The following is a 5,290-nucleotide window of genomic DNA, read 5'->3' as shown; positions in this document are numbered from 1 at the left end:
CGCCGAGCTCGGAGAACCGGGCCACGTCCGTCCAGCCGTACTTGGGCTGGGGCTCTCCCCCGACGGCGGCCACGAACGCAGCCGCAGCGGGCCGGTCGAGGCCGGGCCGGGCGGCGGGCGAGGCGTCGTCGATGCGCACCTGGGCGTCCCAGTCCACGCCGGCGCCCTCCAGGACCTCGCGGACGCGGGCGTGGGCCTGCTCGAGGGTCTTGTCCGGGGCGAAGCGGTAGTTCACGTCCACGTGGGCCGCGTCCGGGATGACGTTCCCCGCCACTCCCCCGGCCACGCGGATCGCGTTGAGGCCCTCGCGGTAGTCCAGGCCCTCCACGGTGACCGTGGCGGGCTCGTGGGCGGCCAGGGCCGTGAGGACCGCACCGAGCTTGTGGATCGCGTTCTCCCCGCGCCAGGCGCGGCCCGAGTGCGCCGCCACCCCGGAGAAGGAGACGCGGTACCGGCAGGTGCCGTTGCACCCGCCCTCCACGACGCCGTCGGTGGGCTCGAGCAGCACCGCGAAGTCGCCCTCGAGCAGCTCGGGGGCCCGCCGGGCCACCCGGGCCAGGCCGGAGAGGTCCGAGGCGACCTCCTCGTTGTCGTAGAACACCCACGTCACGTCGTGCGCGGGGGCGGGCCCGTCCGCGCGGCCATAGCGCCCGGCGAGGGCCAGCTGCACGGCCACCCCGGACTTCATGTCCACGGCGCCGCGGCCGTAGAGCACGTCCCCCTCCCAGGCCGAGGGCACGGTGCCGCGGGAGCCGGGCACGGTGGGCAGGGGCACCGTGTCCAGGTGGCCGGCGAGGATCACGCGGGTGTCCCGGCCGAGGTCGGTGCGGGCCACCACGGCGTCCCCGAAGCGCCGCACCTCGAGCCCGCCCAGGGCGCGCAGCGCGGCCTCCACCGCGTCGGCGAGCGGACCCTCGTCCCCCGAGACGGACGGGACGTCCAGCAGGACGGCGGTGAGCTCCGCGACGTCGAGGCCGGGAGCGGCGAGGTCGGGCAGGGCCGGGGCGGCGGTCTCGGTCATGCGTCCAGTCTACGGACGCGGTCCGTCTTTCCCCGGGCCGCGTCCGGGCCCGTCGTTATCCTGGGACGCATGACCGAGACCGCTGCCCAGCATCCCTCCGCCCGCCTCGTCTCCGGCTACGGCCTGGCCACCACGGCCGCCGACGGCACCGTGCTGGACGTGTGGTTCCCGGCCCCCGTGGCCGGCCCGCTCGCCGACGCGGACGCCGCCCTCGCCGAGACCCTTCGCTCCCTCGCCGCGGACGACGCGGACCGCGGCACCACCCAGTCCGTGGTCGAGCTGGAGGCGGACCTCGACGCCGCCCCCGCGACCGCCGAGGACGCGTGGCTGCGCCTGCACGCCCTGTCCCACCGCCTCGTGCGCCCCAACGAGCTGAACCTGGACGGTGTGTTCGGCCTGCTGGCCAACGTGGTGTGGACGAACTTCGGCCCGTGCGCCGTGGAGGGCTTCGAGCTGACCCGCGCCCGCCTGCGCGCCCGCGGCGCCGTGAACGTCTACGGCGTGGACAAGTTCCCGCGCATGACCGACTATGTGGTGCCGACCGGCGTGCGCATCGGCGACGCCGACCGCGTCCGCCTCGGCGCCCATCTCGCCGAGGGCACCACCGTGATGCACGAGGGCTTCGTGAACTTCAACGCCGGCACCCTGGGCCACTCCATGGTGGAGGGCCGCATCTCGGCCGGCGTCGTGGTGGGCGACGGCTCCGACCTCGGCGGCGGCGTGTCCATCATGGGCACCCTCTCCGGCGGCGGCACCCAGAAGGTCGTCATCGGCGAGCACGTGCTCCTCGGCGCCAACTCCGGCGTCGGCATCTCCATTGGGGACGACTGCGTGGTGGAGGCCGGCCTGTACGTCACCGCCGGCACCCTCGTCACCGTGGTCCGCCCGGGCGAGGAGTCCCGCACCGTCAAGGCCGTGGAGCTCTCCGGCGTGCCCAACCTGCTCTTCCGCCGCAACTCGGCCACCGGCGTCGTGGAGGTCCTCCCCCGCGCCGGCCGCACCGTGGAGCTCAACGCCGCGCTGCACGCCAACTGAGCGCGCCCCGCGCGCACACCGAGCGCGCACCGCACGACGACGGCCCGTCGCCTCCGCCTCACGGGCGGGGTGACGGGCCGTCGTCGTGCCGGGCCCGGCCGGAGCCGGGCCGCGCGGGTCAGCGCTGCGGGTACTGGCGCAGGGGCTCGCCCACGTAGATCTGGCGGGGGCGGCCGATCTTGGTGGCCGGGTCCTCCATCAGCTCGCGCCACTGGGCGATCCAGCCGGGCAGGCGGCCGAGGGCGAAGAGGACGGTGAACATCTTCTCCGGGAAGCCCATGGCCTTGTAGATCACGCCGGTGTAGAAGTCGACGTTCGGGTAGAGCTTGCGCTCCACGAAGTAGTCGTCCGCGAGGGCCTTCTCCTCGAGGCGCTGGGCGATCTCCAGCAGCTCGTCGTTGCCGCCCATCTTGGACAGGATGTCCTCGGCGGTCTTCTTGATGATCTTGGCCCGCGGGTCGTAGTTCTTGTACACGCGGTGGCCGAAGCCCATCAGGCGGACGCCGTCCTCCTTGTTCTTCACCTTCTCCATGAAGTCCTCGGGCTTGATGCCGTCGGACTGGATCTTGCGGAGCATGTTCAGCACGGCCTCGTTGGCGCCGCCGTGGAGGGGGCCGTAGAGGGCGTTGATGCCGGCGGAGACCGAGGCGAACAGGTTGGCCTGGGTGGAGCCCACGAGGCGCACGGTGGAGGTGGAGGCGTTCTGCTCGTGGTCCGCGTGCAGCATCAGCAGCAGGTCGAGGGCCTTGACCACGTCCGGGTCGATCTCGTACTCCTCCGCGGGCACGCCGAAGCACAGGCGGAGGAAGTTCTCCACGTAGTTCAGCGAGTTGTGCGGGTACATGAACGGCTGGCCCAGGGACTTCTTGAACGCGTAGGAGGCCAGCACCGGCAGCTTGCCCAGCAGGCGCACGGTGGAGATGTGGACCTGCTCCGGGTCGTGCGGGTCCAGGGAGTCCGGGTAGAACGTGGACAGCCCGGACACGGAGGAGGACAGCACCGGCATGGGGTGCGCGTCCCGCGGGAAGCCGTTGAAGAACAGCTTGAGGTCCTCGTGCACCATGTTGTGGCGCAGGATGTTGGTCTCCCAGGCCTCCAGGGTCTCCTTGGACTCGGGCAGCTCGCCGTAGATCAGGAGGTAGGCGACCTCCATGAACGAGGAGTTCGCGGCGAGGTCCTCGATGGCGTAGCCGCGGTAGCGCAGGATGCCCTCGTCGCCGTCGATGAACGTGACGGCCGACTTGGCGTTCGCCGTGTTCATGAAGCCCGGGTCGTAGGTGACGTCGCCGGTCTCCTTCAGGAGCGGGGCGATGTTGATGCCGTTGTTGCCTTCGGTGGCGCGCTCGACGCCGAGGTCCAGGCTCTGCTCGCCGACGGTCAGCCGGACGGACTCGTTCTGGGTCACGGGTGTGCTCCCTCGTTCTCTACTGGATGGTCCGGGCCCGCGCGCCGGTCAGGCACGCGCCCACGGGGACGACTCTGCTCCAAACTACCAAGGACCGGGTCCGATCGCCCCGCCCGTCCGCTCCGACGTCGCCGCGTGACCGCGGCGGCCGCGGGCGTGTGGGAGCGGTGTGCCGGCCGCGCTCAGCGGCGCAGCGGACCCCGCGCGGCGAGCCGGCGGGCGGCCTGCTCCACGGCCTCGTCCGTGGCGGTGATCGCGACGCGGACGTAGCCGTCGCCGCCGGCACCGTAGAACACGCCGGGCCCGGCGATGATGCCCAGGTCCGCCAGTTCGCCCAGCAGGTCCCACGAGTCCTGCGCCGTGGCGTCGGCCGGGTCCAGGTCCGCCCGCCTGATCCACAGGTACAGCCCCGCCTCGGAGTGGTCCACCGTGTGGCCGGAGGCCTGGAGGGCGGCGCGCAGGGCGTCGCGGCGGCGGCGGTAGCGGTCCTTCTGGCGCGCCACGTGCTCCTCGTCCGCCAGCGCCACGGCCATGGCGTGCTGCACGGGGGCAGGCACGATCATGCCGGCGTGCTTGCGCGTGTTCACCAGGGTGGCCACCAGCCGCGGGTCGCCCGCGGCGAAGGCGGCGCGGTACCCGGCGAGGTTGGACTGCTTGGACAGCGAGTAGACGCTGAGCAGGCCCGTCAGGTCCCCGCCGGAGACCTCCTCGGACAGGATGCAGGGGACGATCTCGCCGTCCCACTCGTCCCAGCCGAGCTCGGCGTAGCACTCGTCGCCGCAGACCACGGCTCCGAGGGCGCGGGCGTCGTCCACGACGCGCTTGAGCGCGGCGGCGTCCAGCACGGCGCCCGTGGGGTTCGCCGGGGAGTTGGTCCACACCAGGCGCACCCGCTCGCGCACCTCGGGGGCCAGCGAGGCGAGGTCGTCCGCGGCCACGGCCTCGGCGCCGGCGATCAGCGCGCCCATCGCGTAGGTGGGGTAGGCGGCCTCGGGGTGCACGACGACGTCCCCGGCGCCCAGGCCCATGAGCGTGGGCAGCCACGCGATGAACTCCTTGGAGCCCACCGTGGGCACCACGGCCTCCGGGTCCAGCCCGGCCACGCCGCGGCGGCGGGCGTACCAGTCCACGACCGCGCGGCGCAGGTCGGCGGTGCCGTGCGTCGTCGGGTAGCCGTGCGCGTCGGCGGCCTCGGTGAGGGCCCGGCGGATCAGCTCCGGCGTCGGGTCCACGGGCGTGCCGATGGACAGGTCCGCCACGCCGTCCGGGTGGGCGGCGGCGCGCTCACGGTAGGGGGTGAGCGTGTCCCACGGGTAGTCCGGCAGCGTCAGCATGCGGATCAGGCGTCGGCGTTCTGCGGGGGCAGGGCGGCGATGATCGGGTGGTCCTTCGCGATCATGCCCAGCTTGGCGGCGCCGCCCGGGGAGCCCAGGTCGTCGAAGAACTCGACGTTGGCCTTGTAGTAGTCGGCCCACTCCTCCGGGGTGTCGTCCTCGTAGTAGATGGCCTCCACGGGGCAGACGGGCTCGCAGGCGCCGCAGTCCACGCACTCGTCCGGGTGGATGTACAGGGAGCGCTCCCCCTCGTAGATGCAGTCCACGGGGCACTCGTCGATGCACGCCTTGTCCTTGACGTCCACACACGGCAACGCGATCACGTAGGTCATGGCTGACCGTCCACCTCTCTCTGGGCACGGGGTTGTGGGGCTTCTCCCCAGGGTACTCGTTCGCCCCGCGCCGTCTCGGGGACGGGGCGCGGCGCGGCCGCGTGACGCGGGGCGCCGCCGTCGACGCGGCGTAGGCGAGTCCGGGCGGCGGGCCGGCCGAGCC

The 5,290-nt window shown here is 73.0% G+C and carries 5 protein-coding genes; 1 reads left to right on the top strand and 4 read right to left on the bottom strand.

Annotation, left to right across the window (positions count from 1 at the left end):
• Positions 1-1,021, bottom strand: a 1,021-nt coding sequence (dapE, locus tag NWP10_RS10390; RefSeq protein ID WP_258300851.1) for a succinyl-diaminopimelate desuccinylase, incomplete at its 3' end; no start/stop codon positions are given.
• A gap of 69 nt (positions 1,022-1,090) precedes the next feature.
• On the opposite strand from dapE, the gene dapD reads away from it, so the two are divergent.
• Positions 1,091-2,056 (top strand): 2,3,4,5-tetrahydropyridine-2,6-dicarboxylate N-succinyltransferase, encoded by a 966-nt coding sequence (gene dapD / locus NWP10_RS10385; protein WP_258300850.1) that lies wholly within the window; start codon positions 1,091-1,093, stop codon positions 2,054-2,056.
• A 118-nt stretch (positions 2,057-2,174) separates the two neighbouring features.
• On the opposite strand, the gene NWP10_RS10380 is transcribed toward dapD, so the two are convergent.
• The 3 genes from NWP10_RS10380 to fdxA form a co-directional block, all read right to left on the bottom strand.
• Positions 2,175-3,461, bottom strand: coding sequence for a citrate synthase (locus NWP10_RS10380; RefSeq protein ID WP_258300849.1), 1,287 nt, complete (start codon positions 3,459-3,461; stop codon positions 2,175-2,177).
• Between the two features lie 182 nt (positions 3,462-3,643).
• On the bottom strand, positions 3,644-4,795 hold the full coding sequence (gene dapC / locus NWP10_RS10375) for a succinyldiaminopimelate transaminase (protein ID WP_258300848.1): 1,152 nt from the start codon (positions 4,793-4,795) through the stop codon (positions 3,644-3,646).
• A 5-nt stretch (positions 4,796-4,800) separates the two neighbouring features.
• On the bottom strand, positions 4,801-5,127 hold the full coding sequence (gene fdxA / locus NWP10_RS10370) for a ferredoxin (RefSeq protein ID WP_141843306.1): 327 nt from the start codon (positions 5,125-5,127) through the stop codon (positions 4,801-4,803).
• Positions 5,128-5,290 lie beyond the last annotated feature (163 nt).

Origin of the sequence: Micrococcus sp. HG099 (assembly GCF_024723355.1) — a bacterium.
Lineage (GTDB): Bacteria > Actinomycetota > Actinomycetes > Actinomycetales > Micrococcaceae > Micrococcus > Micrococcus endophyticus.
This window is presented reverse-complemented; position numbering and strand designations above follow the sequence as displayed.